Raw genomic sequence first — 25,558 nt, 5'->3', positions numbered from 1 at the left:
CGTTATGTACAAGGAGGTAACATGATAAAGCAACCACCATATGACGTAACTATGGGTGAGGTGGGAGAAGTTGCTCCTCCTTATGTTAGATATATATCTATATCCTCGTTAAAATTAGGCGGAAATTTAGAACAGTTAAAGGCTTTAGGATATAAGAGTGAAATACCTATCTCAGCTAATTCTCCAGAAGAGGAAAAAGAACTGGTTTTAAAGCTAATGTTGAAGCTAAATAAACAAGGCTTTGCGTTTTCGTATGATTTCAAAGTTGCTGTTTCTCCAAGTTCATTCATGATGGAGCTGTTGGAAAATGATGTTCTGACTACATCATTTAACGAAATTAGTTGGTCAGGAAAGGATCGTTGGAAATTAACGAAATTTGAGTATCAGCCAAGTACATAACAAGGCGCTTAAGCGGACACTACACGCTTGGCATTTTTGCTTCGCAAAAGTATATGCCAAGGTTCGTGCAGCTTAGCTAAGCGTTATGCCAACTAATTCGGACTTGGTCGAGGTTGAATGAAAAATGAAGAAATATGCTTATATCGTATTGTTTTACTTTTGTAGTTTGTCTTTGGCTGAAGCTAAACCTTCTACAGAACAGTTGTATCAGCAAGCAATCGAAATAATAATGTCAGATGAAGAGCAAGCATTAGCATTGTTTCATCAGGCTGCCGAGGAAGGTAATGCCTTATCTCAATTTCAAATTGGCAGAATCAATGATTGGAATAAAGAGAACTATGTTACAGCTCATAAATACTATGAGTTATCTGCTCATCAGGGTGTAGCTATAGCTCAGTTACATTTGGGAGCGCTTTATAAAGATGGTAAGGGTGTTCCTCAAAATTTTTCTAAAGCATATTTTTGGGGGTACATGTCCAAACTAAATGATGGTCCTTCTGTAGGAGCACGGATGTTGTCAGTGTTAAGTACTAAATTAACCTCCCAAGAAATGCTAAACCTTCAAAAAGACGCTCGTAAATGTCTGCGTTCCAAATACAAGACATGTTCGTAGGCATAACAAGCAATTCAAGCAGATTCTGTAGTTGACCCGATCTAGTGGACACCTTAAATTGACATTGGAGGTGGTTATGCCAGCTTATATATCAGGTAAAAAGACGCAACAATATACAACTGAATTTAAGGTCACAGCATGATGTCCATTTTATCGGGTGAAGATCATCATCAACGCCAATGGTTTGAATAGTGGACATAGTAACCTCCAGTTTCTAAGCGTATTCATAGTTAACTATGGCACGCTACAGTTTGGGTAGAGGGAGTCCATATCATTCGTTAAGTTTTGTGGGAGCGTCGCTCACACACCTTAATCCCGCATTGCGAAAATAGTTAAGAGGGTTTCATGGAAGAACAGTCTCAAATCTACTTGAATAGGTATCTCAGTTCACTGTCTGAAACTGAGCGTAAAAAGTATCAATCCTTTAGTTCAGACTATTTCTGTGCTGATGAGAAAAACGCTAATTTATGTGCAGAATTAATCCGAATTGGTCAAAAGACAGCAACTTGTAGTTTAAATATTTGGTATGAATCTGGTGAAGAACCCATGCCAACTGTTGGCCATTTACAAGTGGTTGTTGATTGGAATGGAAAACCAATTTGTATCATTGAAATAGAATCAGTTGAAACGTGTAAATATAACGAAGTTACGGCTGAGTTCGCTCATGCAGAAGGCGAGGGTGACTGTTCATTAAAATGGTGGCGTGAAGCTCATTGGCGTTTCTTTGCTGCTGAATGTGAAGAGTTAAACATTAAGCCCAGCGAGGACATGGTTCTTGTATTGGAACGATTTCATGTCGTTTATCAATAGGCTGTTTAATAATCGCATTAACACAATTCTTTACACACGGCGTTGTAAATTTGTCTTTAGGAGGTTTCGGCTATGGCCGCTGAAATAATACTATTAAGGGGATTATTTCGAGGAAGCTACCACTGGGCAGACTTCCCTGAGCGTTTGCAACGTTTTTTTTCTGACTCCGTGGTTCGTTGCATTGATATCCCTGGCAATGGTTATTTGTCTTCTGAAGTATCTCCCAAGACCATTTCAGGGATGGTTGAGAGCGTTAGGCTACAGCGTAAGAGCAAAGGTAAAACACATATTTTGGCTGTTTCCATGGGGGGGATGATAGGCCTCAAATGGGCTGAGCTTTACCCAGAAGAGATTGAGTCTGTCATTTGCGTAAATACGAGCGCTAAGGGTTTTAGTCCTTTTTACGAAAGATTATTACCGCGAAATTATTTTAGGATCGTAAGGGCTCTTTTTTCATCGCCGTTTAATCGAGAGACCATCATTTATCAAATGGTATCTAACCAGGCCTTTAACAGGGGGACTGTCAATGAGTGGGCAAACTACAGTCAGAATTATCCAATGAGTCATTCAAACTTTTGGCGGCAGTTAATCGCAGCGAGTAGGTTTGTCATCTCACGTCCCAAATGCGATTTACACTTTGTGACTTCTTTAAATGACAGGCTAGTTAATTTTGAAGCAACTAAAGCTATGGCTAATTCGTGGGGTATTCCAGTCGTCGTAAATGAAATAGACGGTCATGATATCGCGCTAGACAACCCAGAATGGCTTTTAAAGATAGTGGGTTCCATTTGGCTTTAGTGTTTTAAGGTGCAATAGTTAAGTTAAGTTAAGTTAAGTTAAGTTAAGTTAAGTTAAGTTAAGTTAAGTTAAGTTAGGTCGTTGCGTTGCTCACTATTTAACGAGGCGTTGGTATATCAAAGAAAGGGAGTGACATATTGTCAGATAAATACATGCTACGAGCATTAGAACTCTCTAAAAAGGCTTTGCCCAATTGCACTCCTAACCCACCTGTTGGCTGTGTACTGGTAAAGAATGGCGTTATTGTCTCTGAAGGCTTCACTCAAGCAATAGGTGGGAATCACGCTGAGGTTCAAGCTATAAACGCATATTCAGGGCTAATGAAAGGTGTTACCGCTTATGTCACTTTGGAGCCATGCTCTTTCGCTGGAAGAACACCAGCCTGTACTACTAAACTAATTCAGTCTGGTATTAAGCGCGTGGTTGTTTCAATTTTAGATCCTGACCCTAGAAATAATGGCAAAGGTATCAAAGCCTTAGAACAAGCAGGCATAGAAGTCAGTATTGGTTTATGCTGCGATAATGTAAGTCCATTTTTGGTCCCATATTTAGGCCATGCATAACGGTATATGACAAATTGTTCATCTGATTGCAAACGCTCGCACTTTTTATTGGTTTGCTATTTTGGTTAAGGTGGTTAAATTAAGTTAGGAGTAGGCAATGGCTCAAGGAAATAATAGGAAAGCACTGAATAAGAGAGCTCGCAAAGGGAACAAAGGCTTTCCTGTTGCAACGATTGCTTTCTACGGGGCTGATAATAAAACGGCTACAAAACTTGTTTGCGCGATAATTCCTTATGAGGATGTAAGCCCTGAACCGATGAGAAAATGGTTTAGTGCAACTGACATACGTAAATCTGAACTCATTTTAAAAGAGGTGTTGGTATTTATGAATGAAAATGATGCACAAACGGTGAGCATGGTAGATGACATTATCGGCTGCCCTCACGAGGAAGGGATCGACTACCCAGAAGGTGAGCACTGTCCGCATTGTTTGTATTGGAAGGGAAGAGAACGTTTTACCGATAGTTTGTTGTAAAGAATCCAACGCGCTAGTCACTTTCGTTCATAACTAAGCAACTTGTGGAAGGGTGAACGGCTAAGGCATAACTATGGTGTCTTCCACTCTTAAGAGTGAACTTTTTGGTTTTTCGCTCTATGTAAGTCGTTTATTAATGCCTTACTGTTGAGCCGATAATAAATATCAAAGCCCCCCAGCTAAATCCAAGTAGTTTCCTGTAGAAAATGATGCTTTTTCAGAAGATAACCAATAGATAGCTTCAGCGACTTCTTGGGGTTCGCCACCTCTTTTAAGAGGAATAATGCTCTTGAGTCGTTCAACTCTATTCGCCTCACCACCATCAGCGTGCATCTCTGTATAAATGAGCCCAGGGCGTACGCAATTCACTCTTATTCCTTCTGCAGCAACCTCAAGAGATAACCCTTTAGTGAGCGTATCGACTGCGCCTTTTGATGCAGCATAATCAATGTATTCGTTTGGAGAGCCTGATCGAGCAGCCCCAGAGGATACGTTAACGATGGCACCACCTTTTCCCCCAAGGCGAGTAGACATACGTTTAATGGCTTCACGACAGCATAGAAAATAACTGGTCACGTTGTTGGTAAGAATCGTATTGATTCTGTCGGCGGACATATCCACGAGTCGAGATTGAGGGCGAAGGATGCCCGCATTGTTAACAAGTACAGACAAACGGCCTAGTTCTTTGTCGATGGTTGCAAAAAGGCGAGCGACGTCTTCTTCTCGAGATACATCTGCTTGAACGGTGATGCATTTCCCACCCGCCGATTGTATTTGTCTTGCGACACTCTCTGCTGCTAAGGAATTCGACTTGTAATTAATACATACGGTATAACCTTTTGAAGCATAGAGTAAAGCGGTGGCTGCACCGATTCCGCGCCCCCCTCCGGTGACTAGAACAACTTTAGATTCGTGCATGTATCATCCTTATGATTGTTAGTTTTCAGGTAGGTATAGCAGCTTACTAGACTCGAAAGGTTACCGCCATAAAGTTGCGCCGTATAAGGTAACTCATTGCGGCTATTCGCTTTATCTGTGATTAAAAAACTGCCCAGTAACATGGTAGCATCACAAATACGCTAGTTTTTTGCGATTAATACAGCACCGCAGGTAACTAGAAAACCACTTGAGAGCTTATTTAATCGCTTTCTAGCTTTCGCTCCTTTAAATACGAGGCTAGCCCGAGAGGCTGCGCACGCATAAAAGACCAAAACCGTGCCGACCGAGAGGGTTGAAATCGTAATAATGCTGACAACGCCCATTATTGTTAATGAAGTTAAGTCAACAAAGGCAGGGAAGAACCCCATGTAAAACAAGATGGCTTTAGGGTTTGAAAGGGTCATTAATGCGCCAATAGCAATACTTGAAGAGGCCTTATTTGACTTAGGTTGATTTGCCAATGAGCTGGATACGTCAGAAGTCCAAGTCATGTAAGCAAGCCAAAAAAGGTAAATAATGCCGATATACTTGATGATGGTGGCGAACTCTCCCATAACACTCGCCACGGCCGTTAACCCCGAAATGGCAAGGAATATGAATAGATAGTCCGCAGCTAAAACCCCGATAACGACTAATAGCCCTTGAGCACAGCCGAGCGACATTGAGCGAGAAACCACGGCAAGAACGCTGGGCCCTGGAATGGCTGCAGACAAAGCCATAGCGATAAATAATGCAATCCCTGATGTAACCGTCATAGTCTCTCCTTAGACTTACGTTTAGCTAAATGGGTCAATAATCAAAATGGAAAGAATTCAAACGTTACTATAAGTTGATTGTATCGGATGGGTGATGAATGCCATCGTAGATTTTTACGGGCTCTAAGTCATAAGGGTTTATTCCTTCTAAGCAAGCGACATTGATGGCAAATTGATGTGGATTTGAACGACGTTGGTGATGTGTATAGATACCGCAAGTTTTACAAAAGTAGTGTTTAGCGGTCATGGTATTAAATTGATACAGAGTTAGATTCTCTTCACCTTCAATGATTTTTAGGTTTTCAAGTAATATTGAAGCGGCGATTGCTCCGCGTTTTCGGCACATGGAGCACGAACACCGTCTCGGATCTTCAAGTCCGTTTGGCATTGTTAACTCTAAGACTACCGTACCGCAATGGCATTTAGCCTTATGTACAGTTTTGATGTCCATATTAAACTCCATCCTTCTGTTTTAAGTTGCACTACCTTGTATGAAATACGTTACCCATTCAAGTTATTGAGAAAACCTAGCCAGTAATCCACTCGATACGAGCAATGGAATGCCGAAAATACGAATTATCACAGCAACGTTAACCTTTACTGTAGGTGTGTTACTGAATGAAGAAGCATGCCAAATGCGGCTGCAATTTGTCTAGACTGGCATATTAATTAACGCGACAAGCTTCAAATTTGGTTCGTGGTGATTTTCTCTTTTTAAGTTTCTTGTGTTCTGTGGCCCAAATAGCTGAACAGCACAATTCAAATAGTGAGCCACCATCGAATATTCCAACGCCAAGGTTTATTAAAGGCACCTTGTAGGGTAGATATGTACTTAGTTGGCTAATAATGCTGATAATGGCTTTATTGGTGGGTTATAATGAATGGCGAAAGGGGTTTGTAATGAGTTGTATCAATGTCGATGTTGTTGTTCTTGGCGGTGGTCCTGGCGGTTATACAGCGGCGTTTCGAGCTGCCGATCTTGGCTTCTCAGTCTGCTTGGTAGAAAAGCGCGAAACCTTGGGCGGCGTTTGCGTCAATGTAGGTTGCATACCGTCTAAAACCTTACTTCATGCGGCGTTGCTAATTGAGCATAGTAAACATGGTGCTAGCATGGGGATTTCATTTACTGAGCCCACTATTGATATTGATGCACTACGTTCTCATAAAGAGTCAACGATTTCAGAACTTACGAAAGGCATTTCGAACCTATGTTCCGCAAGGAAGGTAATACGAGTGCAAGGTGAGGGTAAGTTCATCGGTGAAAACACCCTGTCAGTGGTTGGTGATGAAGAGCAACGCATTGAGTTTCAACATGCTATCGTCGCTACAGGTTCGCACTCAGTGACGTTGCCAATAGCTCCTGAAGACCCTCGTGTTTGGGATTCAACAGATGCCCTATCCTTACCGAATATCCCAGGGAATTTACTCATTGTTGGTGGTGGAATTATTGGCCTAGAAATGGCTCAGGTATATTCATCGTTAGGTTCGAAGATTACAATTGTTGAAGCCTTAGAGCAGGTGATTCCTGCTGCCGACAAAGATGTCGTTCAGCCTCTGGTGAAAGCCACTAAGAAAACGTATCAGTTGTTAACTAAAACTAAAGTGACGGATATGGAAGCACAACCAGATGGCATTGTGGTTTCGTTTGAAGGAAAAAAATCACCAGATAGTGCAACCTATGATGCGGTGTTAGTCGCAGTGGGTCGACGCCCAAATACATCCGGTATTGGTTTGGAAAACATTGGCGTTGCAATTAATGAGCAGGGTCTTATTGAAGTCAATGAAGCGATGCAGACGTCATTGCCACACATCTATGCAATCGGCGATGTCGTAAAAGGGCCAATGCTCGCTCATAAAGCAACCCATGAAGGCAAAGTTGCATCTGAAGTGATTGCGGGAATGGATTCGACGTTCCATCCTGCGGCCATTCCATCTGTCGCGTATACCAGTCCTGAAGTGGCGTGGGTTGGCTTGACCGAGAAAGAAGCGAAAGCTCAAGGTGTTGATTATGAAGTGGGGAAAGTTCCTTGGATTGTTAGTGGGCGCGCTCAAAGTGTTGGCGCGACGAATGGTGTCACTAAAGCGTTATTCGATAAAGAGTCGGGTACGTTACTCGGCGCGGGCATTTGTGGAGAAAATGCAGGTGAATTGATACATGAGGCTTCTGCGATTCTAGAACTGGGTGGTAGAGCAAAAGACATTGCTCATACTGTTCATGCGCATCCAACCTTAGCTGAGACCTTTGCGTTTGCTGCAGAGTTAGTTGAAGGCTCGATGACTGATATGCTACCTAGCAGGCGTCGCTAGGTCGAACCTAATTGTGTATTGGGTGAACCGTTATAGTCGGTCGAGATGAAACTTGACCGACTCTATGGACGACTCTCTATTTTTTTGCTGTCGATTATTTTTTCAACCGAACTTCGAAATGCTTCACTAGCCGCTGATGTGATTGGTTCACCATGTGAGGGAATCAAAGTCTCGAACCCCCAATCAAAAAAATCGAATAACTCTGAAACATCGGGCTTAACGGCGTTAACCCAGCCAGGGCCAATGCCCGTAGGCCGAATGAAGCCCATTTTCTTCATCATAAATCTTGCGGTCAGGTTAAAATTTTCATCGGCTTGATGCCAGTTTTGTAAGCTATCACCAGAAATCGCGATACCGTTTTCACGTTCCAAATAAAATAGCCCTTCATTGAGAGATCCGGAACCTATCTCGAAATATTTAAGGTCAGGGATGGGAGGTAATGACTTTGACGAGAGTAATTTATCTGGTGCGAAATAGTGTGCTTCAGGCGGGTTAGGGTCGACACCAGAGAAATAGGGCGCATTGACTGACCATATTGTGACGTCGTAACGGTTTTTGTAAAAGGGATCATCCATGCCGTGAAAGGCCGCTAGTCTTACAACGTGTTTAACTTTGCCTAAGCTATCCAATTGCTCTAACGTTTCTTCATCAAGGCGTACAGAGTTGACAAGAATAAGTTCGTCACCCTGTTTGATGATGGTCATATTACGACTGAATTGCAGTGTTAATGGACCAAACTTAGGGTGAGGAGCTTTTAACTTAACGCTTCCTCGAACCCAATAGATATTCTCTGTAATGGGTTCGATTTTTCCATGTTTAAGGACGCGTGGAAATGTCATCGTATGCCTGTATATGTAGGAATCCTTATATACAGCATAGAGTGAGGTTCTAAGCTTTCAAGTTTAACGTAAGCTTAAGTTGTATTATCGGCAGTTTCCGGCTTTGCGATAACCTTGAGAGAGCGCTTCGTTCTCGGAAGAAAAGAGAATCTTGTTTTTGTCACTCATGCTGTTATAACTAGGGCATCCGCTTGGTAGGTGATAAACCTTACTTCGTTTGTTGCCGTGAATGATCATCAGGTCATGACTGTCCTTGATGGTGCTGGTGTTTGTGTCGCTCGGACTAAAACCTAATGACCAATGCTTTGCTCCAGTAACAAATGGGTTGTTATGCCCCATAATGACAGCGATGCGTTTGTTTCTTTCTCGCTCCCAAGCGGTAACAGGGAATTGGTTGTCCCAAGCCATAAACAGACGCTCTTGCTGGTTTGATATAGGGAACTGGTAGCGGTCATGCATATAGAAATAAGTTCGAGCAATAAAGCCTTTTACCTCATCTCTCGGCTCGACACTGCGACGCTTGAAATCGACGGCAATATCACATTGGCCATGCTGCCTCTTTTCTTGCACCATCCCAAAGTTATAGTTTGAACGATCGCCATTTACCTCACCAACAGATGGCGTTAGGTTAAATAGGTCGGCTTCCATGGCTGAAAAAACAGGGTCGTTACGTGTGCAGTTTTGCCTTCCTCCATCTTGCCAACATTGCCTAGCGCGACCAAAGTTTGAAGCTGGAACGATATGTTCCCACTCTAGTCTTTGTGCTCTTGTTTCATTTTTTCTTACCTGATAACCGCAGGAATCGAGATCGATAGTTCCGCCACTTCTTCCCGTAAAGGTAAAAGCGCAACCGCAATAAAAAGTGCCTTGTTCTGTTCTATCGAAATAGATACTTTGTTTTGCCATTACTTTCGCTTGAGAAAAACTGCTTGGCGAAGCGAAAGCATGAGTTGATAAAAGAAGCAGAGCAAAAATAGTGTGAGTGAAAATCAAATTAATGCGAGATAACATAAAGATATTAGCCATCGTAGTGATAGAAACATTATTAAAAGAGTATATTGCGTTAGGAATTGAATAGCACGAACAGATGTAAGTCAGGAACGCAAATGCCTAGAATCAATAGTAATAACGACCCTTTTAAAGTGAAATTAAAATTTGAACTAAGACAATATGACAGCATCTATCACTGATTGATGTTAATCTTTTTGAATAATGGAGGGCTGAATTGGCTACCTTCGATCAGAACTAACGTTAAAAAAGGAACCGTCTGTGCACAAACACTTTATTGATGGAACAACGCTCTATCGTCAACACTATTTTGATGTACCACTTAACTATAACGATCAGAAGGGCACTCAAATACAAGTGTTTGCACGGGAGCTTGTCGATCTAAACAAAGACAAACAAGACTTACCTTGGCTTGTGTACTTTCAAGGAGGCCCTGGTTTTCCTTCTCCTAGAGCAAGCGGAGAATCGGGTTGGTTAAAGCGTGCACTTGAAGAGTATCGAGTGTTACTGTTGGATCAGCGAGGAACCGGAAATAGCTCTGTGATTAATATGGAGTCTTTGGCCCATCAAAGCCCCAAGCAGCAAGCTGAATATCTCTCTCATTTCAGAGCCGATAATATTGTGCGAGACGCTGAAGCTATTCGTGAGCAATTTGGCATTCAGCAGTGGGCGACGTTAGGTCAAAGCTTCGGTGGTTTTTGTACCCTATCTTATCTATCGCTATTTCCCCAAAGTTTGCTGCGTTGTTATGTCACTGGCGGCATACCGTCGATTTCGCGTCATTCTGATGATGTATACGAAGCCACCTACAAGCGAGTGATGGATAAGAATGCGGCATTTTTTGCACAGTTTCCTCAAGCGCAAGAATTATGCTGTGACATTGCCTGCTACCTTCTCGGAAATGAAGTGACATTGCCGAATGGTCAGCGATTTACGGTTGAACAGTTTCAGCTGATAGGCATTAACCTTGGACGCGGAGGGGCAAACTTGCCTCTCTATTATCTGTTAGAAAGTGCGTTTATTGAAGTGAATGGCAGCAAGCAATTAAGCTATGGCTTCTTAAACCAAATGCAGCAAGAACAAGGGTATTTAACAAACCCAATTTACGCCATTCTTCATGAGTCCATCTATTGCCAAGGCTTTGCATCAAGTTGGTCAGCTCATCGAGTAAGAGAGCAATATCCACAATTTAATTATAAGGCAGGGGAGGCTTTTTGTTTTACTGGTGAAATGGTCTATCCATGGATGTTTGAGCAATTAGAGACATTAAAGCCCCTACGAGAAGCGGCCAATCTATTAGCAAATAAACAAGATTGGGGCGACTTATACTGTGCCGAGACCTTGAGTAAAAACAGTGTACCTCTTGTTTGTGCAGTTTATGCCGATGATATGTATGTAGAGCTTGATTATACACGGGAAACCTTGACGAATATTCCAATGTCAAAGGCGTGGATAACTAACGAATACGAGCATAATGGCATTGGAGTCGATGGTGAGCGAATACTGGATCGTTTAGTCACTATGGCGAACACACTGGATAATCTGCCTAAGTAATGTGGTGAATTTATCCCTTTGTGTTTTATAACGCATTTCTTATCGTGAATTGTTCTTATACTGGGAGCAATTCACAAAAAAGGAGATACTGATGCTAAATGAGAACCATGCTTTTATTTTAGATTTCCCGGAGCTTAAGTTAGACATTGTTCAATTAAATCATGATGATTTAACCTTTAAAGCGAAACTTCAGAAGTATCACGAACTTGATTACGATATTCGACAACTAGAAATATCGGGCAGCCCGATAGACGATGAAAGCATGCATAACTTGAAGGTTCAGCGAATGGAGTTAAAAGATACGCTACATTCTCAGCTAACCAAGCATCATGCACAATCTGTTAAATAGCGCTGAATAAATGGAAGCTTTTCGATAAACGTTAGACAGCGAATTAGTTGAAATCTCTCATTAAACGAGTGCTTCAATGAGAGGTTTATTCTAAACGAACGAGTCGATATCCTTACGCAAGGCGGCCTTCATCCTCAGTCTTCGGCATCAATACCGTTAAAATTCACTCGATTCTAGCTCCGATAAGTTACGTTGTAGCATTTCGCTGAGGTCGCCTTATCTGTTATTAGTCCCATAGTTTTATCGCTCTCGAAATACGTTAAACATGTTAAAAATGTGTTACTTATCTAGGTGTTGCTCGAGTTATTTCGATAAGATATTACTGTATAAATCATTTATTGTGTGCTGAACAAATGCAGCTTGCTGTTTAGCGGCCTCATTGATTTGGCTTGGTAGCTTGTAAGGTGGTACGAATTGCGACGGATTGCTTTGGTTATGTTTACGGCTCTTATCTCCGGTTGTGATAGAGATATTCATGATCATCCTCATTTAGTAACCGGGCAACAATTGTTTGAGCATCATTGTTCAAGTTGTCATCAATCGACAGGGCAAGGCCGCTTCTTGAAGGGTATCCCTGCGAATAGATCAACGGGTCTAACCAAAGAGCAAATCATAGATAAAATGGTTTCTCCAAAAGAAGCCGGTGATAAAATGCCAAACTTCCCGAATATGGATAACGAAGAAAGTGGCAAAATTGCCGACTATGTAAAATCACTTTGATTCGAACTTTGAAGGATTGACGACACAAGGAAAGTGCAAACTTTATGGATATAAAAATAGACAACCTAGAAGATGGTGGTGTGTTACGTCTTCTTGAAGAGCATTTAGCGGATATGTATGCGACATCGCCCCCAGAGAGTGTTCATGCTCTCGATGTTGAGGCGCTTAAGTCTTCTGAGATCACTTTCTTTAGCGCATGGAATGGTGAACGTTTAATGGGATGTGTCGCGATAAAACAACTCGACTCCAAACATGTTGAGTTAAAGTCTATGCGCACAGCTAACGAGGCTAGGCAGTTAGGTGTTGCATCTCAGTTGCTACAGCATGTTATTGATGTGTCAGTGCAGGAAGGCTATCAAAGGATGAGCCTAGAAACAGGATCGGATGACTACTTTTTAGCTGCACGTAACCTCTATGAAAAATTTGGGTTTCGATCCTGTGGTCCATTTTCTGTTTATGAACTGGATCCGCATAGCCAGTTCATGAATAAGAATTTATGATAAAGTCGAATCGAACGTCGGTGCTTATCACTGTAGTAAGCACCGAAACATAGATAAAATTGGAAATTACTCCATTTTAGGCGGGGTGTTTATCTGCATCTTCTCTCTTGAAGATTTTGTGTCCATCTTCGGAAACCCCTTTTTTCCAATAACTACTGATATAAATGTTTTCTCGTTTTACCTCTTTTTCGTTACGGAAGTAGTCACGTAATACACGCATTGAGTCAAACTCGCAGGCTGTCCAAACTGAAGGGGTGCCTTCTAGCCAAGGAAGTGACGTTACGTTAGAAACTAGTGATTCGTCTCCAGTAAGCCAAATAACTTGAAAATTATCAGGCACCTTCAAGGGCTGGATATCGCCTTTCTCAATTATTTTGATGACAGCATAACCACGAGCACCTATTGGTAGCTTTTTGATTTTTGCTGAAAGTGCTGGTAACGCGCTCATATCAGCAACCATAAAGAACCAATCAACTTCAGTGCTGATGTCTTGAATAGTACCTGGCCCAACAACACTAATGGTATCGCCAGCCTTCGTATTCATCGCCCAACGAGCAGCGAAGCCACATTGAAGGTCTTGGGTAATGTGATTGACGAAATCCACTTCAATTGTTCTAAGCTCAGGAGAGTAGCGTCTAATCGTATAAGTGCGCATAACAGGCCTTTCATCTTCGGACATGGTTGAAAGGTCGGTACCCCCCCTGGAGTTAAACAACAGCTTTATATAGTTACCTTCGCAATTTTCGGGAAGGTGGGCGAGAGCATTGTCGTGAAGGGTGATGCGTCTCATATTGGGAGATATTTGCTCTGATTGGACAACGGTTAACGCAGTAGGTGAAGGTTTCTTCATGGAATTGTCTCGCTAAATATTCTCATTTGCATTTAGCTTAACAAGACTCGTTGTTAATGAATAGTCTCTTTAATTAAAATTACAATTGTTACAAACAGAATGCATTCGTTAACCAAGTTAAGGGTAGAGTTGGTATTAGGTAGAATGCGGCGAATGAATTTTGCGTTGGCGTTGAATCAAAAAGACGAGCCAAAAAAATAGCTCGTCTACTTAATGGATTCAAGGAGTTAGTGATGATGGAGCAAGTTATGCTTTGATCCCTGTTAGTAATCCTTCCATATTGTTACTCTGTTGTCGCAGCTGCTCAATGTTTCCATCTGTAGCACTGATCAATTGGCATACGCTATCTGCTTGAGTACGGATTTCTTCAACACTTGAAGCGATACTATCTGCTACTACACCTTGTTGTTCTGCCGCTGTGGCTATCTGTATGCTTGCATCGGATATCGATTGATTTTTGTTTGCTAACTCACCGATTTCAAGATTTACTTCCGACATCAGGCTTTGGCCTTCATCCGCATTTTTAACGGTCACGTCCATCAACTTAGTCAGTGATTGGCTATTACGTTGTAGTGCTTCGATCATAGATTGAATTTCAACTGTCGCTTGCTGAGTTCTTCCTGCTAAAGCGCGGACTTCATCAGCAACCACAGCAAACCCTCTACCTTGTTCACCGGCGCGTGCCGCTTCAATAGCTGCATTTAAAGCGAGTAGGTTAGTTTGTTCTGAAATGCCGTTAATCGTCGTGACCACATCATCGATCTGGGCGGCATTTGAATCGAGCTCTTCTACTGCTTCAGAAGCTGAGCGTATCTCGCTAGACAGGTTAGAAATAGACCCTAGCGTGTTTGATACCTTTCCTTGGCCTTGTTGGGCGACACTTCTCGCATTTTCTGTTTGAGTACTAGAGTCATGCGCTAATCCAGCCACTTCTCGTATTGTCGACGCCATCTCTTCTGTCGCACTGGCTAAAGAGTTTAAATGCTCTTGTTGAATGTTCGATAGGGATGAGCTTTGCTGAGTTGATTGATTTAAATCTGAACTGATTTGCTGCATCAAAGCGATAGATTCTTGAATCGAAATAACCATCTGCTGTTCTCGCTCGGCAACTTTATCGATGGTAATGGCGATAGTGCTAAACTCATCTCGTACTGGAAAAAAATTCATACGTTGAGTGAGGTCACCATCGGCTAAGGTAGACAGCGCTTTATTCATGGTAAACATAGCACCACCAATAAAGGTCATAATATAATAAACACCTAGTGTGATGATTAAGAGCGTTACTCCTATGACCGCAATCTGCAACGCACTTAAAGAATGCCAGATATCGATATCATGGTTAGCAGTGATTGAGTAGGCACCGTTTAAAACCGAAATAGAGCCTTCACCAGAGCCAAATGCAATGCTGTCTGATTGGGCAAGAATACCACTGACTTGTTCTTTTGATAGATCACCGGCCTCAATAAGGTTCTTCATTAGCGCCAATTCATCTTGGTATAGATGATCGAGCATCGTGTCGGAAGCGTTATCTAAGACAATGGTCAGCACGCCTAAAGCAAAAAGTGGTAGAAGTAAAAGTAAGTAGAATTTCTCTTGAATTTTTAAGTGAATCAGATATTTATCGATCCATCGAAAAGCTGTTTCTTTCATAATGTTTATATCCAAATAAAACTAACCAAACTGCCACTATTGATAGATGGCATAAATAGACGAAGCTAAATATATCACTTATAAAATCGCGAGGTTACAGAAAATGTATCAAAAATGCTATAAGTTCACAGTATCTGGTACGGTTCAGGGAGTGGGTTTTAGGTATTTCACAACAATGAAAGCTAATGAGTTGGGCTTACTTGGGTATGTGAAAAACTTAAGTAATGGAGACGTTGAAGTTTTGGCAAGTGGTGATAAACGGGAAATGGAAGCGTTTGAGTGTTGGCTAGAGAAAGGGCCAAGGCTGGCTAATGTAAGCAAATTAAAAAAGGAAGAGGCGGATTCCTTTTCCTTTACTGACTTTCAGATTACTTAGTGTTTAAAGGTCTACTTTAAACACTCGTAGTATCCTATAAACATTTAGCAGGCTTTGGTAACCCTGCAAGTTTAGTCGCTTGCTTAGCTGGGCCTTTTTTAAAGAGCTTAAATAGGTATTTACTATTACCTTTCTCTGGGCCGTGTGCTTTTTCCATCGCTTTGACTAACATGCGAACAGCGGGTGAGGTATTGAATTCTAGGTAGAATTCTCGAACAAAATGAACGACTTCAAGGTGGGCATCCGTAAGTTCAATCGCCTCGTCTTTAGCGAGGATTTCAATCATGCCTTCTTCCCAATCTTGGTGGTTAAGTAGGTAGCCTTGTGCATCGGTTTGAATTTCAGTGTCGTTATATATAAACATCTTGTGTACTTAATCTGGTGAGCTTCATGAAAACGAGCGTAGAGTACATTAGCTAGTACATTCAACTCAAGCCTTCTGTAGCAAAAATAAATAGGCAATAAAAAACCCAAGAACAATGTCTTGGGTTTGATTTGAAATCATCATGATTTGCCTATAGGGCAGTAGATGATTTTAGTCGTTATTAGTGATGCCAAGAATGCTTAGCAGGCTAATAAAGATATTGTAAATAGAAACGTATAGGCTAACAGTAGCCGAGATGTAGTTTGTCTCACCGCCACGAATGATGTTTTGTGTTGTTAACAAAATCACACCAGTCGAGAACAGGATAAACATAGAGCTCATCGCTAGCTGAAGCATTGGCATTTGAAGGAAGATGTTTGCCACCATTCCAACTAATAGAACCACGAAGCCGGCCATCAACATACCGTTTAGGAATGATAGGTCGCGTTTTGTAGTTAGTGCGTAAGCAGATGCGCCTAGGAACGCTAGTGCAGTACCGCCAAGAGCCGTCACAATAATGTCACCCATGCCAGCACCGAGGTACATATTAAGGATTGGGCCCGTTGTGTAGCCTAAGAAACCAGTAAATAGGAATGTGAAAACAAGACCCATGCTGTTGTCGCGATTCTTTTCAGTTAAGAAAAGTAAACCGTAGAAGCCAACCAACATGATAATAAGGCCTGGGCGAGGTAGATTCATCGCCATAGATACGCCTGCTACAATAGCAGACCATAGTAAAGTCATAGAAAGCAGAGCGTAAGTATTACGCAGTACTTTATTGGTTTGTAGAGCACTCTCTTGTGTTGAAGTGCGAGTAAACATAGGGCTGTTCATAATCTTCCTCGTGAAGAGTTTATCTTTATAAGTATATTTATGGGGTTATTCTTAGAAAAAATCAACCCATTACGTAACTAACGTTATTTAAAATAATAATGGAAATGGCGTGTTATGTACCTACAAAGATGTAACACGATATAACCAATAAAAAAGAGGCGACCATTATCGCCTCTTTTCACTATTGTTTGCAAATCTTCAAAGAGCTCAGGTTATCGTTAGTGGTGTAGAATTTGAGCTAAGAAGTTTTGTGTTCTGTCTGATTGTGGATTCTCAAAGAAATCAACAGGGTTGTTTTCTTCAATAATTTCACCCGCATCCATGAATATCACGCGGTCAGCGACCTCTTTAGCAAAGCCCATTTCGTGCGTAACACAAATCATCGTCATACCTTCTTCAGCAAGTTCGACCATTACATCAAGTACCTCGCGAACCATTTCTGGATCGAGGGCAGACGTAGGTTCATCAAACAGCATCACTTGAGGATTCATACATAATGAACGAGCAATCGCTACACGTTGTTGTTGACCCCCTGAAAGCTGACCTGGGAACTTGTCAGCTTGGTCTGGGATTTTAACACGCTCTAAGTATTTCATGGCAATCGCTTCCGCTTCTTCTTTAGGCATTTTCTTTACCCAAATCGGCGCTAGCGTACAGTTTTCAAGCACGGTTAGGTGAGGGAAGAGGTTAAAGTGCTGGAAACACATTCCCACTTCTTTACGAACGGCTTCGATATTTTTAAGATCTTCCGTTAGCTCGTTACCTGAAACAAATATATCGCCTTTTTGGTGTTCTTCTAGGCGGTTAATACAGCGAATCATCGTTGACTTACCTGAGCCAGAAGGGCCACAAACAACGATCTTTTCGCCTTTCTTTACAGTAAGGTTAATGTTCTTTAATACGTGAAATTCGCCATACCATTTGTTCATATCGTTAATCTGAATCATTGGTTGGTTCGTGTCTTGTTGTTGCGTCATAATACGTCCTTGAACTTTTAATTATCGTTTGTGACCAGTGTTTAATCTGCTTTCTAGCCATATCGAATATCTCGACATGCTGAAACAGAACACCCAGAACACTAACGCGACAAATACATAACTTTCTGTTGAGAAACCTAACCACTCAGGGTCAGTGTTTGCAGCTTGCCCGATACCTAGTACGTCAAACATACCAATGATCAGAACGAGACTGGTATCTTTAAATAGACCGATGAAGGTATTTACAATTGATGGAATCGTGATTTTCAAAGCTTGAGGTAAAATGATAAGCCCAGTTTTTTTCCAGTAACTTAATCCCAGTGCATCTGCAGCTTCATATTGACCTTTAGGTATTGCTTGTAAACCACCACGTACCACTTCCGCCATATAGGCAGCACTAAACATGACTACGCCTATTAACGCCCTAATTAATTTATCTGTCTCAGAACCTTCAGATAAAAACAGAGGCAGCATGACCGAAGCCATAAAGAGAACGGTAATGAGTGGAACACCACGCCAAATCTCGATGTATACAGTACAGATACTTCGGATAATTGGCATTTCAGAGCGACGACCTAAGGCTAAAGCTACACCAATAGGAAGTGAAACAACGATACCCACAAGCGCAATAATTAGCGTAACTAATAGACCGCCCCATTTATGAGTAGAAACCACTTCTAAGCCAAATACGCCACCGTATAGCAATCCAGCAATAATAAATGGGTAGATATTGACGAAAAATAGCCAAATCCACATGCGTTTTGGCGTTTTTTCATAAGCCAATAGCGCAGTGAAAATTGCCAGTGTTATATAAAATAGACGTGGTCGCCACAGTTCAGCTTCAGGGTAGAAGCCATACATAAACTGTTCCCAACGCACGCTAATAAATACCCAACATGCCCCTTCACGACTACAATCGTCACGAGTGGTTCCAATCCAATCTGCATTGATAAATGCCCAATCTAAGACGCCTACAATAAGAGAAAAGACTAGATAGCCGAGAATTACTGTTACAACAGAGTTTACAGGGCTATTAAAAAGGTTCTTTCTAAACCAACCTACGACACCTACGGTATTACCTGGTGGCGGCAGATCTGGTTGAAACTGATGTATGCTCATATTATCTCTCCACCAACGCCACTTTACGGTTATAGATGTTCATCAATGCTGATGTTAATAGGCTTAATGTTAAGTAAACCGCCATAGTCATTGCAATGATTTCAATCGCTTGCCCAGTCTGATTGAGGGTTGTACCGGCAAATACAGAGACAAGATCTGGATAACCAATTGCCATAGCCAAAGATGAGTTTTTTGTTAAGTTCAAATATTGGCTAGTCAGAGGTGGGATGATAATACGTAATGCTTGTGGAATAACGACCAACTTTAGCGTACGAGAGCGAGGTAGACCAAGACTCATGGCTGCTTCTGTTTGGCCATGACTCACAGCGTTGATTCCCGATCTTACGATCTCGGCAATAAAGGCCGCAGTATATATCGAAAGAGCAAGCAATAGAGCAGCTAACTCAGGAATAATACTGATACCACCTTTAAAGTTAAAGCCTTTCAATTCAGGGTATTGAGCGCTAATTGGTGAACCCATTAAGAAATAAACAACAACAGGCAATACAACACAAAGTAATAGAACAATTCGGCCCATTGGGGTCTGTTGTCCTGTTAGTTTTTGCTTATTTGAGGCCCAGATACTGATTAAAATTGTTGCGATAATGCCAATAACAAAAGAGGCAATGACAATGCCGCTGCCGGCTTCCATAACAGGGGCAGGGAAATACAGACCACGTACGTTAAGGAATATAGCTTCACCGAGACTCATACTCTGTCTTGGCGAGGGTAACGCTTGTAAAACAGCAAAATACCAGAAGAAAATTTGTAAAAGCAAAGGGATGTTACGGAAGATTTCTATGTATACTGCAGCTAAACGGCTCACAAGCCAGTTAGAGGATAAACGGGCGATACCCATTGAAAACCCAACTACAGTGGCAAGTATAATACCGAGGAAAGAAACCAATGCGGTATTGAGTAAGCCAATAAAAAAGGTGCGACCATAAGAATATGTTTCATCATATTCAATAAGGGTTAATCCAATACCAAATCCAGCTTCTTGATCGAGAAAGCCAAAGCCGGTGGCGATGCCTCGAGCGTCAAGGTTGGTAAGTGCATTGTTGACTATGGAGTAAAAGAAAAAGATTAAAGCCAAAACGGCGATTATCTGGAAGACGACAGACCTAAAAGTAGGATTGTATAGCAGGCTAGCACTCTTTCCCGTAGGAGCTGGTGCTGAACTTTTATTGGGTTTCATACAACAATAACCTCAAAATCCATTTTTATTATAAATAACTACTTATTTTAAAAATCGTGTGTGCTTTTTGAAACCTCACTTCTTGAAAGAAGTAGAGACTTAAAAACATTTACATAGAAAAAATAGAGAAATGGGCGGTATAGACCGCCCATTTCATTAACGTAATTATCGGATTGGTGGAGCGTACATAAAGCCGCCAGCATTCCAAAGTGCGTTAACACCACGTGAGATTTGAAGTGGAGAGCCCGTACCTACTGTACGTTCAAAGCTTTCACCGTAGTTACCAACTTGCTTGATTACTTGATAACCCCAATCGTCACGGATTCCTAAACCTTTACCTTTAGGACCATCAACACCTAGAATACGCTTGATATTTGGATCGTTAGATTTCAGCATTTCATCAGCATTTTTCGAAGAAATACCGTATTCTTCAGCGTTAATCATTGCATTAAGAGTCCACTTAGCAACGTTGAACCATTTGTCATCATCTTGACGAACAACTGGACCTAGAGGCTCTTTAGAAATGATTTCTGGAAGTACAACCGCTGCACTAGGATCTTTTAGGTTAAGACGCAGTGCGTATAGACCAGATTGGTCAGTTGTTAGAACATCACAACGGCCTGCATCGAAGCCTTTAGATGTTTGAGCTGCTGTATCAAATACAACTGGCTTGTATGCCATTCCTTGGTTACGGAAATAGTCGGCAAGGTTAAGTTCTGTTGTCGTACCTGATTGAACACAAACAGAAGCGCCATCAAGTTCTTTAGCACTTGTTATGCCAAGATCTTTCATAACCATGAAGCCTTGACCATCGTAGTAGTTTACGCCAACAAAGTTCAGACCTAGCGCGGTATCACGGTGTAGAGTCCAAGTTGTGTTGCGCGATAGAACGTCGATTTCACCAGATTGTAAGGCGGTGAAACGCTCTTTAGCAGTTAGTGGTACATACTTGACTTTAGTTTTATCGCCTAGAACTGCAGCAGCAAGCCCTTGACAATATTCAACATCGATTCCTTCCCACTCGCCTTTTGAATTTGGGTTAGAAAACCCTGGTAGGCCAGTACTGACACCACAAGTTAAAAAACCTTGTTTAGTAACTTTATCAAGAGTGCTATCTGCAGCTAAAACATTGGTCGACATTAGGGCAGTCGATGCCGCTACTACAGAAGCAAGAAGTGTTAGTTTATTTGTCATTTGTATCCTTCCTGTATGATCCATGTTAAACCAGGTGACACCTGATACAACGTGCTAAAAATGTTGTTATTGTTTTTAGGTTGAAAAAATGAAACTTTCGTTCTACCCATTTCAACCCTTTTTAAGCGTAGGTAAGGTTTTGTATTTTCTCAAATAATTAAGATAGAAATATATTTGACAAAAATCACATTACCGAACAGTTGTTAGAATGACGAAATGTTATTAACTTGTAAATAGTGCAACAGTGCACCTGAAAAATGCAATGGAATGAATGGGCTTTATAAGCATGTAAATGTAGTGTAACAAAATGCTACGCTGTTTTTATCCGGGATAAATGACTATTTGTTTTATAAAAAAGGGTAGAAAATAAATGATGCGCCTGTTGGTGGTGAAATCATTGCACAACATCTGTTAGGATGTGACTAACAGATATCTAACTAGTTCAAGGATTGAAATGCAGTATTTTCCACTTTTTATGGACTTGGACAACAAACCTGTATTGGTTGTTGGTGGTGGTGAAGTTGCGTGTCGAAAAGTTGATGCGTTACTTAGAGCAGGGGCATTAGTAACGATAGTTTCACCTAAAATAGATGACTACCTGCAAGCTCTCGTAGCGGATAAAAAGTGCCACTGGATACAGCATTTTTATTCATCTGACTGTATTTTAAAAGAGTATGTACAAGTATGGGCAACGACGGATAACCCTGATCTAAATCACCAAGTTTATAAAGATGCAAAGCGTCATGGCATTCTCGTTAATGTCGTAGATGATCTCCCTTATTGTGATTTTATTACGCCTTCGATGGTCAATCGTGGTCGAATACAGATAGCAATCTCGAGTGGCGGAGCCTCACCGGTGTTAGTCAGGAACATAAGAGAGACACTAGAGACGGTATTACCCCAAAATCTTTCACTCATTGCAGACTTCGCTGCATCGAAACGAAACTCTATAAAAGAGAGTCTTCCTACGGTGAACCAAAGGCGAAAGTTTTGGGAACAATATTTAAGCTCATCAGATGTCAATGAAGCGAAAAGTCGAGAACAATTAGAAGAATTCTATGTCAAACAGCTTGATACGGGGGTTGATGAGCAGGGTTTTTGCTTCTGGATATGCTACGGCGATGACATTGAACTGTTAACTATGAAAGCGTTACGCTATATGCAGCAAGCTGAGCTAATTTTATATCATGTTGATTGCCCATTTGAGTTTATTGACTTATCGCGCCGTGATGCTGAGCGAGTGAGCTTCGATACACCAATGGATTTATCTGATAAGTTGCAAGCCGCGAGAAGCCGTGACGAACGAGTCTGTGTATTCGTATCAGAGCACAGTCATGACTATGCACTACTCATGAAAAATGATGAGTTTCTTCTTCCTGGGAGTGTCTCCTAGTCTTCCAGATTAGCCCAGAAATTGAAATCAAAAAAGCCGCTGAACGTAACGTTTAGCGGCTTTTTAATAGGCTATTAAGGACCACAGCCATGAGCGGTAACGCTTAGCTTAGTGAACCTATATTAATAGCTAATCTTAATCTCTGAAGTTCTCGAATTGAAAAGGTTGACCTAGTTCGCCATTCTTTACAAGTGCCATCACCGCTTGTAGATCGTCGCGCTTTTTACCATTCACTCGTACTTTTTCGCCTTGAATTGAAACTTGTACTTTGATCTTGGAGTCTTTTACGGCTTTAACAATTTTTTTGGCAACTGGCGTGTCGATGCCTTGCTTAAAGGAGACGTTCTGGTGCCAGCTTTTACCCGTTTGCTCAGCAGTAAGCGATTCCATCGCACTAGGATCAATTCCGCGTTTAGTTAACTGGCCACGTAGAATGTCGCGCATCTGCTTTAGTTGAAAATCACTCTCAGTAGAAAGCTTTACGTTTTCATCTTTAAGAAGCTCGAAGCTTGCAGTCACATTACGAAAATCAAAACGAGTCGTTAGTTCTCTAGATGCGTTATCAACGGCATTCTTAAGCTCAACCGTATCGATTTCAGAAATAATATCAAAAGAAGGCATTGTTCTGTCCTTGTGTTAATTTTTTATCGTGCTTTAACCGCGCTAGCAAGCATATCAAGCATAGTCTCGGTATCTTCCCAGCTTAAACATGGGTCGGTAATCGATTGACCATAAGTAAGATTGTTGAGGTCACACATTGATTGGTTACCTTCAACAATAAAACTTTCTGCCATTATGCCGGCAATGCGATTCTTTCCAGATTTAATCTGCTGGCAAATGTCTTTTGCCACATCGAGTTGTTGACGATGTTTTTTCTGACAATTTGCGTGGCTGAAATCAACCACTAAACGGGTTGGTAATCCGACTTCATCCAACTTTTCGCAAGCGCTCTCAACCGACTCAGAATCAAAGTTAGGGCCAGTATCACCACCACGCAAGATGACGTGACCGTAAGGGTTACCGCTTGTGCGATAGACCGTCATACGTCCATTCTTATCTGGAGAATAGAAGTAATGAGACGCACTCGATGCACGAATGGCATCAATCGCAATTTTTACATTACCGTTGGTGCCATTTTTAAAGCCGACAGGGCACGATAACGCAGAAGCCATCTCTCTATGAATTTGAGATTCTGTTGTACGAGCGCCAATAGCGCCCCAAGAGATCAAATCCGCAATATATTGCCCCGTGATCATATCGAGGAATTCGGTTGCGGTGGCCAAACCTAGCTTATTAATATCAAGCAGGAGTTTTCGAGCTTTATTTAATCCAGTTTCCAGAGCATATGAACCATCAAGATTAGGGTCAGTAATCAGGCCTTTCCAACCTACGACTGTTCTTGGTTTCTCGAAGTAGGTACGCATGACAATGAATAATTCTTCACTGTACTGCTTTTGTATTTCGGCCAACTTTGCTGCGTAATCTAATGCTGCTTCAGTATCGTGTACTGAACACGGACCGACAATGACCAAAAGGCGATCATCTTGTCCTGTTAAAATGTTTTCAATCTGGCGACGAGAATGTGCAATCTTACTTGCCACGTCTTCAGTAATAGGATGAGCGCTTCCAAGCTCTGCCGGAGTCGGCATAGGACCCAAAGGTTGGGTTCTTAATTCATCTGTTTTTAATGGCATGTGATTGCCTGTACCTTTTATTTCGAAGCGGTAAAGATAACGGAATTGAGCTTAGGAATAAACCGTTTAGGAAGATTCTTTTTCCGGTCAATTCGAGAGAGTGTAAACCTTAGTATTTGTTTATGTGTTTTATTCGTTATTTTGATTCCCTAGTCTAAGTTCTGAATGGACATTTTCTAAAGTATCGATTGAGTACGCTATTACTAATCAATTGATAATCAGAAACGTTTTTTCTTGTATTACTGCCACTCAATCGGTATTTTCGATAAAAACGTTATTAATAGACACGGAGTAGTAATGAGTCTTCCAAATACAAACAGTTTGGTTTCCGATTTTGAGCTGGGGGATGCATTTCCATCATCTTCTGATGATTACACTGGAACGCACTTATACGTTTCAATTGCTGACTTGATTATGGATAAAGTGTTTTATCATCCATCCTTAGTGAAAGGAAGTGAGACACTCTCAGATCTTGAGAAAGCGTCATTAGATTCAATACTGTCTGATGAGAGCGTTCAGACGCATTTTGTTTCAACCATGAGCTCTCAGATTGAAGCAGCAATACAACCAGAGCACACAGTGGTTCGAGTTTGCTTAAGCAATAGTGACAGCAGTGGCTTTCGTTCGTTAATCGCAGGAAGTATAGAAGAGTCTGAAGAAAACCCAGCTTTAGGTTTACGTGGCGTTATCCGTTTTGCATCTAGTGATTATTCAGCGGCTTTTGCGCTTGAATGTGAGGTGATAAAAACACTTCGCGAAAAGGGCATTGATGTTGAGATCGTGGTTCCGTTCGTCCGCACTTTGTCTGATGCAGCAACCATTATCGACAAATTAGCAGAGCAGGGTTTACCTAGAGGCTTAAATGGCTTGAAAGTTATGTTCAGCGTTGATGTGCCTTCGTCAGCACTGCTGGCTGAACGTCTATTGCACTATTTTGATGGTGCAGTTGTTAATCTAGATAATTTGACTCAATTCACTCTAGGTATCGATAGAACGGCAGAAAAATTGGAGCATAGCTTCGATTCAGAGAATGAAGCGGTTATTCAGTTGATAGACCTTATAGTTAAAGCATCCAGTGCATCTAAGAAACCATTGGTTCTCGTTGCTCATGCGATACAAGAACACAAAAGGCTTCACTCATATTTAGTAGAGCAAAGCCAAGTTGGCGTAATTATTACCGCATAGCTAATACTTGCATAGCGGCACTACGAATCACTTCGTTACGGTGTAACTAAGCCCGGTGTTCTTCATCGGGTTTTTTACTGAAAATCAAAAATGAT

28 protein-coding genes and 1 pseudogene are annotated in these 25,558 nt (G+C 41.5%); 14 read left to right on the top strand and 15 right to left on the bottom strand.

The window, feature by feature from the left end; genetic code table 11:
• The 6 genes from KP803_RS17480 to KP803_RS17455 all read left to right on the top strand — a co-directional run.
• Positions 1 to 399: hypothetical protein (locus tag KP803_RS17480; protein WP_248010149.1), on the top strand; the 399-nt coding region annotated here is incomplete at its 5' end.
• Positions 400 to 523: 124 nt separating this feature from the next.
• Positions 524 to 1,012: a tetratricopeptide repeat protein gene (locus KP803_RS17475; protein ID WP_248010148.1), complete on the top strand. Its 489-nt coding sequence runs from the start codon at positions 524 to 526 to the stop codon at positions 1,010 to 1,012.
• A 345-nt stretch (positions 1,013 to 1,357) separates the two neighbouring features.
• Positions 1,358 to 1,822 (top strand): ASCH domain-containing protein, encoded by a 465-nt coding sequence (locus KP803_RS17470; protein WP_248010147.1) that lies wholly within the window; start codon positions 1,358 to 1,360, stop codon positions 1,820 to 1,822.
• A 72-nt stretch (positions 1,823 to 1,894) separates the two neighbouring features.
• Entirely contained in the window at positions 1,895 to 2,620 is a 726-nt protein-coding gene (locus tag KP803_RS17465) for an alpha/beta fold hydrolase (protein WP_248010146.1), read from the top strand.
• A 137-nt stretch (positions 2,621 to 2,757) separates the two neighbouring features.
• Positions 2,758 to 3,183, top strand: coding sequence for a bifunctional diaminohydroxyphosphoribosylaminopyrimidine deaminase/5-amino-6-(5-phosphoribosylamino)uracil reductase RibD (locus tag KP803_RS17460; protein ID WP_248010145.1), 426 nt, complete (start codon positions 2,758 to 2,760; stop codon positions 3,181 to 3,183).
• A 97-nt stretch (positions 3,184 to 3,280) separates the two neighbouring features.
• Positions 3,281 to 3,658, top strand: coding sequence for a hypothetical protein (locus KP803_RS17455; protein WP_248010144.1), 378 nt, complete (start codon positions 3,281 to 3,283; stop codon positions 3,656 to 3,658).
• Between the two features lie 165 nt (positions 3,659 to 3,823).
• Here KP803_RS17455 and KP803_RS17450 read toward each other — a convergent pair whose 3' ends face one another.
• The 3 genes from KP803_RS17450 to KP803_RS17440 all read right to left on the bottom strand — a co-directional run bounded on the left by KP803_RS17450 (position 3,824) and on the right by KP803_RS17440 (position 5,803).
• On the bottom strand, positions 3,824 to 4,576 hold the full coding sequence (locus tag KP803_RS17450) for an SDR family oxidoreductase (protein ID WP_248010143.1): 753 nt from the start codon (positions 4,574 to 4,576) through the stop codon (positions 3,824 to 3,826).
• Between the two features lie 161 nt (positions 4,577 to 4,737).
• The gene (locus KP803_RS17445) at positions 4,738 to 5,352 is read right to left on the bottom strand and encodes a LysE family translocator (RefSeq protein ID WP_248010142.1); all 615 of its coding nucleotides are present in this window, start codon (positions 5,350 to 5,352) and stop codon (positions 4,738 to 4,740) included.
• A 67-nt stretch (positions 5,353 to 5,419) separates the two neighbouring features.
• Positions 5,420 to 5,803, bottom strand: coding sequence for a GFA family protein (locus KP803_RS17440; protein ID WP_248010141.1), 384 nt, complete (start codon positions 5,801 to 5,803; stop codon positions 5,420 to 5,422).
• Between the two features lie 449 nt (positions 5,804 to 6,252).
• Here KP803_RS17440 and lpdA point away from each other — a divergent pair, with 449 nt between their 5' ends.
• Positions 6,253 to 7,659, top strand: coding sequence for a dihydrolipoyl dehydrogenase (lpdA, locus tag KP803_RS17435; RefSeq protein ID WP_248010140.1), 1,407 nt, complete (start codon positions 6,253 to 6,255; stop codon positions 7,657 to 7,659).
• 62 nt (positions 7,660 to 7,721) lie between these two features.
• Here lpdA and KP803_RS17430 read toward each other — a convergent pair whose 3' ends face one another.
• Positions 7,722 to 8,498 (bottom strand): hypothetical protein, encoded by a 777-nt coding sequence (locus KP803_RS17430; RefSeq protein ID WP_248010139.1) that lies wholly within the window; start codon positions 8,496 to 8,498, stop codon positions 7,722 to 7,724.
• A gap of 315 nt (positions 8,499 to 8,813) precedes the next feature.
• Positions 8,814 to 9,524: pseudogene (locus KP803_RS17425) on the bottom strand (endonuclease); the annotation flags it as partial.
• A gap of 243 nt (positions 9,525 to 9,767) precedes the next feature.
• On the opposite strand from KP803_RS17425, the gene KP803_RS17420 reads away from it, so the two are divergent.
• The 4 genes from KP803_RS17420 (at position 9,768) to KP803_RS17405 (ending at position 12,629) form a co-directional block, all read left to right on the top strand.
• Positions 9,768 to 11,060 carry an alpha/beta fold hydrolase gene (locus KP803_RS17420; RefSeq protein WP_248010138.1) on the top strand — a complete coding sequence of 431 codons (1,293 nt, stop codon included), beginning with the start codon at positions 9,768 to 9,770 and terminating at the stop codon, positions 11,058 to 11,060.
• Between the two features lie 91 nt (positions 11,061 to 11,151).
• On the top strand, positions 11,152 to 11,409 hold the full coding sequence (locus KP803_RS17415; protein ID WP_248010137.1) for an HP1242/YdcH family protein: 258 nt from the start codon (positions 11,152 to 11,154) through the stop codon (positions 11,407 to 11,409).
• A 414-nt stretch (positions 11,410 to 11,823) separates the two neighbouring features.
• Complete coding sequence (locus tag KP803_RS17410) at positions 11,824 to 12,129, top strand: c-type cytochrome (protein WP_248010136.1); 306 nt, start codon at positions 11,824 to 11,826, stop codon at positions 12,127 to 12,129.
• 44 nt (positions 12,130 to 12,173) lie between these two features.
• Entirely contained in the window at positions 12,174 to 12,629 is a 456-nt protein-coding gene (locus KP803_RS17405; protein WP_248010135.1) for a GNAT family N-acetyltransferase, read from the top strand.
• Positions 12,630 to 12,705: 76 nt separating this feature from the next.
• On the opposite strand, the gene KP803_RS17400 is transcribed toward KP803_RS17405, so the two are convergent.
• Together KP803_RS17400 and KP803_RS17395 are read right to left on the bottom strand one after the other, a co-directional pair.
• Complete coding sequence (locus KP803_RS17400; RefSeq protein ID WP_248010134.1) at positions 12,706 to 13,479, bottom strand: siderophore-interacting protein; 774 nt, start codon at positions 13,477 to 13,479, stop codon at positions 12,706 to 12,708.
• Positions 13,480 to 13,725: 246 nt separating this feature from the next.
• Positions 13,726 to 15,129: a methyl-accepting chemotaxis protein gene (locus KP803_RS17395; RefSeq protein WP_248010133.1), complete on the bottom strand. Its 1,404-nt coding sequence runs from the start codon at positions 15,127 to 15,129 to the stop codon at positions 13,726 to 13,728.
• A 103-nt stretch (positions 15,130 to 15,232) separates the two neighbouring features.
• Here KP803_RS17395 and yccX point away from each other — a divergent pair, with 103 nt between their 5' ends.
• Positions 15,233 to 15,505 carry an acylphosphatase gene (yccX, locus tag KP803_RS17390; RefSeq protein ID WP_248010132.1) on the top strand — a complete coding sequence of 91 codons (273 nt, stop codon included), beginning with the start codon at positions 15,233 to 15,235 and terminating at the stop codon, positions 15,503 to 15,505.
• 34 nt (positions 15,506 to 15,539) lie between these two features.
• Here yccX and KP803_RS17385 read toward each other — a convergent pair whose 3' ends face one another.
• The 6 genes from KP803_RS17385 to KP803_RS17360 form a co-directional block, all read right to left on the bottom strand.
• Positions 15,540 to 15,869, bottom strand: coding sequence for a TusE/DsrC/DsvC family sulfur relay protein (locus KP803_RS17385; protein WP_248010131.1), 330 nt, complete (start codon positions 15,867 to 15,869; stop codon positions 15,540 to 15,542).
• A gap of 171 nt (positions 15,870 to 16,040) precedes the next feature.
• Positions 16,041 to 16,703 carry a Bax inhibitor-1/YccA family protein gene (locus KP803_RS17380; RefSeq protein WP_248010130.1) on the bottom strand — a complete coding sequence of 221 codons (663 nt, stop codon included), beginning with the start codon at positions 16,701 to 16,703 and terminating at the stop codon, positions 16,041 to 16,043.
• A gap of 218 nt (positions 16,704 to 16,921) precedes the next feature.
• Positions 16,922 to 17,680: an amino acid ABC transporter ATP-binding protein gene (locus tag KP803_RS17375; protein WP_248010129.1), complete on the bottom strand. Its 759-nt coding sequence runs from the start codon at positions 17,678 to 17,680 to the stop codon at positions 16,922 to 16,924.
• Between the two features lie 21 nt (positions 17,681 to 17,701).
• A complete protein-coding gene (locus KP803_RS17370; protein WP_248010128.1) occupies positions 17,702 to 18,799 on the bottom strand; it encodes an amino acid ABC transporter permease in 1,098 nt (365 codons plus the stop codon).
• 1 nt (position 18,800) lies between these two features.
• Positions 18,801 to 19,997 (bottom strand): amino acid ABC transporter permease, encoded by a 1,197-nt coding sequence (locus KP803_RS17365; RefSeq protein WP_248010127.1) that lies wholly within the window; start codon positions 19,995 to 19,997, stop codon positions 18,801 to 18,803.
• Positions 19,998 to 20,162: 165 nt separating this feature from the next.
• A complete protein-coding gene (locus tag KP803_RS17360) occupies positions 20,163 to 21,191 on the bottom strand; it encodes an amino acid ABC transporter substrate-binding protein (RefSeq protein WP_248010126.1) in 1,029 nt (342 codons plus the stop codon).
• A 454-nt stretch (positions 21,192 to 21,645) separates the two neighbouring features.
• Here KP803_RS17360 and KP803_RS17355 point away from each other — a divergent pair, with 454 nt between their 5' ends.
• Positions 21,646 to 22,584: a precorrin-2 dehydrogenase/sirohydrochlorin ferrochelatase family protein gene (locus KP803_RS17355; protein ID WP_248010125.1), complete on the top strand. Its 939-nt coding sequence runs from the start codon at positions 21,646 to 21,648 to the stop codon at positions 22,582 to 22,584.
• 135 nt (positions 22,585 to 22,719) lie between these two features.
• Here KP803_RS17355 and KP803_RS17350 read toward each other — a convergent pair whose 3' ends face one another.
• Both KP803_RS17350 and KP803_RS17345 read right to left on the bottom strand, forming a co-directional pair.
• The gene (locus tag KP803_RS17350; RefSeq protein ID WP_248010124.1) at positions 22,720 to 23,205 is read right to left on the bottom strand and encodes a YajQ family cyclic di-GMP-binding protein; all 486 of its coding nucleotides are present in this window, start codon (positions 23,203 to 23,205) and stop codon (positions 22,720 to 22,722) included.
• 23 nt (positions 23,206 to 23,228) lie between these two features.
• The gene (locus KP803_RS17345) at positions 23,229 to 24,278 is read right to left on the bottom strand and encodes a 3-deoxy-7-phosphoheptulonate synthase (RefSeq protein WP_248010123.1); all 1,050 of its coding nucleotides are present in this window, start codon (positions 24,276 to 24,278) and stop codon (positions 23,229 to 23,231) included.
• A 297-nt stretch (positions 24,279 to 24,575) separates the two neighbouring features.
• Here KP803_RS17345 and KP803_RS17340 point away from each other — a divergent pair, with 297 nt between their 5' ends.
• On the top strand, positions 24,576 to 25,463 hold the full coding sequence (locus KP803_RS17340; RefSeq protein ID WP_248010122.1) for a putative PEP-binding protein: 888 nt from the start codon (positions 24,576 to 24,578) through the stop codon (positions 25,461 to 25,463).
• Positions 25,464 to 25,558 lie beyond the last annotated feature (95 nt).

The sequence above is a fragment of the Vibrio amylolyticus genome, assembly GCF_023145695.1.
In the GTDB taxonomy this organism is placed as follows: Bacteria; Pseudomonadota; Gammaproteobacteria; order Enterobacterales; family Vibrionaceae; genus Vibrio; species Vibrio amylolyticus.
This window is presented reverse-complemented; position numbering and strand designations above follow the sequence as displayed.